General features: G+C 64.3%; 2 protein-coding genes. Both read right to left on the reverse strand.

Annotation, left to right across the window (positions count from 1 at the left end):
* A partial coding sequence (locus H0W47_RS18570) for a histidine kinase dimerization/phospho-acceptor domain-containing protein (RefSeq protein WP_296927088.1) occupies nucleotides 1-1879 on the reverse strand: 1879 nt, incomplete at its 3' end.
* 309 nt (nucleotides 1880-2188) lie between these two features.
* On the reverse strand, nucleotides 2189-2554 hold a 366-nt coding region (locus tag H0W47_RS18575), incomplete at its 5' end, for a sensor histidine kinase (RefSeq protein ID WP_296927090.1).

Genomic DNA, 2554 nt, shown 5'->3' on the forward strand with positions numbered 1-2554 from the left:
ACTTGGCAGCGTTGTCCAGGAGGTTGGCAACCACCTGGGTGAGCCGCAGGCGGCTGGCCAGGACGCATGCGCCAGGATGGCGGTCGTCCACCTGGAGCGTGTGTTGCCTGGATTCGATCAGCGGTCGCACCTGCTCGATGGCGCTGGCGATGACAACCCCCACATCGACCCGCTCCTTGTCCAGCAGGATGAGCCCGCGCGTGATCCGCGAGACGTCCAGCAGGTCATCGAGCAGGTCCGACATGTGGCCAACCTGGCGCGCAATGATCTGGCTGGCCTTCATCACGCTGGCGTCCGTGCCGTCAAGCCGGCGCAGCAGTTCCGCCGCGGTACGGATCGGGGCCAGGGGGTTTCGCAACTCATGCGCCAGCAATGCCAGGAACTCGTCTTTGCGCCGGTCGGCCTCACGCAATTCGTTCTCCGCCTGTTTCAGGGGCGACACATCGGTGTTGGTGCCAAACCATTGCACAAGCTTGCCCCCGGTATCGCTGACCGGCGCAACGCGCGTGAAAAACGGGCGGTAGATACCGTCTGCTCCGCGCAGCGGGAAGGTCATCTCGAATGCCTGGCCTGTCCGGATCGACTCCTGCCACTTCTGCATGACTTCCGGCAGGACGGCCGGGTCATGGACCGCCTGCCAACCCCAGCCATCCATCTCGGCCGGCGTGGTACCGGTGTAGGCGTACCAGCGGTCGTTGTACCAGGTGATGCTGCCCTCGGCATCGGCGATCCAGGCGAGGTTCGGGATGGTGTTGGCCAGCCGCAAAAGCCGTGCTTCGCTTTGCCCCACTTGCGCCGCTGCTGCCTCGGCTTCCTGGCGGCGCAACTCCAGCGCCTCGTTCGCGCCGGTGATACGGCGGTCGGCTTCCTGCAGCGAGGCAAGCACAAGATCTGTTTCGCGCAGCCCAGTCGATTCGATCGCGAGCAGACGGCCGGAGCCGAGCGCTTGAGAGGCGTCCTTCAGGCGCTCGATCGGTTTGAGCAACCGCCGTCCCGTGGCCACTGCCAGAAGCAAGGCCCCTCCCAGCAGGAACGCCGAAAAAACGCCGAACAAGGCGATGGATTCGAGCGGCGCGGGAATGGCCGCCAATGGGACCCCGACGACAACGGACCACCCATACGTTGGCGACTTGCTGAAGGTCGCCAGGATCGGGGTGCCATCAATGGCGGTGGATTCGAACACGCCTTCGGCGCGCTGCGCCATCTGCGCGGCCAGCCTGTCGCTGGTTGCCTTCCCGACGAACTGCTCGGGCGCCTTGTTGCGCGCAACGACAACACCCTTGCGGTCCATGATGGAGGCAATCCAGGTTGCCGGCAGTCCCTGGTGGGTCATGATGGACTGCAGGGCGGTCGCGTAGCCCGCAACAGACAGGTAGTAGATGACCTGTCCCTGCCGGACCACCGGAACCTGCACTGCAAAGCTGAACTGCTTGCCCACGGGAGCGAAGTACAGGTTGGAGACGACGGTGGGCATGGGGCCGGCCTCAATGCGCTCCTTGCTGTTCATGGATTTCGGCAGCGGCTCGCCCAAGGGCACGCGCGTGTTGACAAGCTGCCGGCCCGCAAGGTCGTGCAGCACCACGACCTTGTCACGTGTTGGCGCAGTCTGGAGCGCGTATTCACGGAAGCCGGCCAGGTCGCCCCTGGTCAAGGTGGGTGAGCCGGTCATTGTGAGCGCGACGGCTTCCCGCGTCGCGATCTCGCGGTCCACCACCAGCGCTAGGGCGCGGGTGGTGTCGCTCAAGCCGTCCCGAAAGCCAGCCTGCTCCTGCGTGTAGGCGTAGAGCAGGGCTGCAACCGCAGCGATGAAGGTGGGCAGGACAGAGGCAACAACCAGGGCCATCAGGGCCCGGCGAACAGTCAGGTTTTTTCTGGCCACGGCGCATTTTGCCCTCCCAGGAAGGTTGGCACCCGCCTTGCCGGGCGCTCCGATAGCAGGTCGCCTCGAACAGGTCCGCCGGAGGCTGCTGTGGACGACCGACCGTAATCGCGAACGCGAGCACTCAGCCCGACCCAGACCGGTCGATCGGCTCCTCAAATTCGCGGCCGCAAAGCAGTTGTTGCGTTCACGGCAGTCAGCCGAAATCGAAACCAAGCTGCCGGGCAGCTGCTGTTCGGCTATTCACAGGCCATCGTCACAAGACACGCCATCCGCCGATCAGGCCGCGAAACATCCGGCCGAACGCCTTCAATCAGTAGAACGGCGCCGCGGGTGCCTCGTGTATGTTTTCAGACGTTCCTTCATTGGAGTGCCGTCTGCCCGTGGCAGGCGAATCGTGAACGCCGTTCCGGCTTCCTCCGACGATTCGACGGCGACCGAGCCGCCATGGCGGGTCACGATCTCATGGACGATAAAAAGACCCAGCCCCAGGCTGGTCTTCGAATCCTCGTGCACTTCCTTGCCTGCGGTCGGCACACGAACCATAGGCTCGAAGATTGATTGCAACGATGCAGCGGGGATGGGACGCCCGAAGTTTGCTACGCGCACCTCGATGTCGTCGTCCGCAGCCCGTGCCGTTAGGGAAATGGGCTTACCTGGATCACCGTGCTGAAC

The organism is Polaromonas sp. (genome assembly GCF_013817205.1).
In the GTDB taxonomy this organism is placed as follows: domain Bacteria; phylum Pseudomonadota; class Gammaproteobacteria; order Burkholderiales; family Burkholderiaceae_C; genus Polaromonas.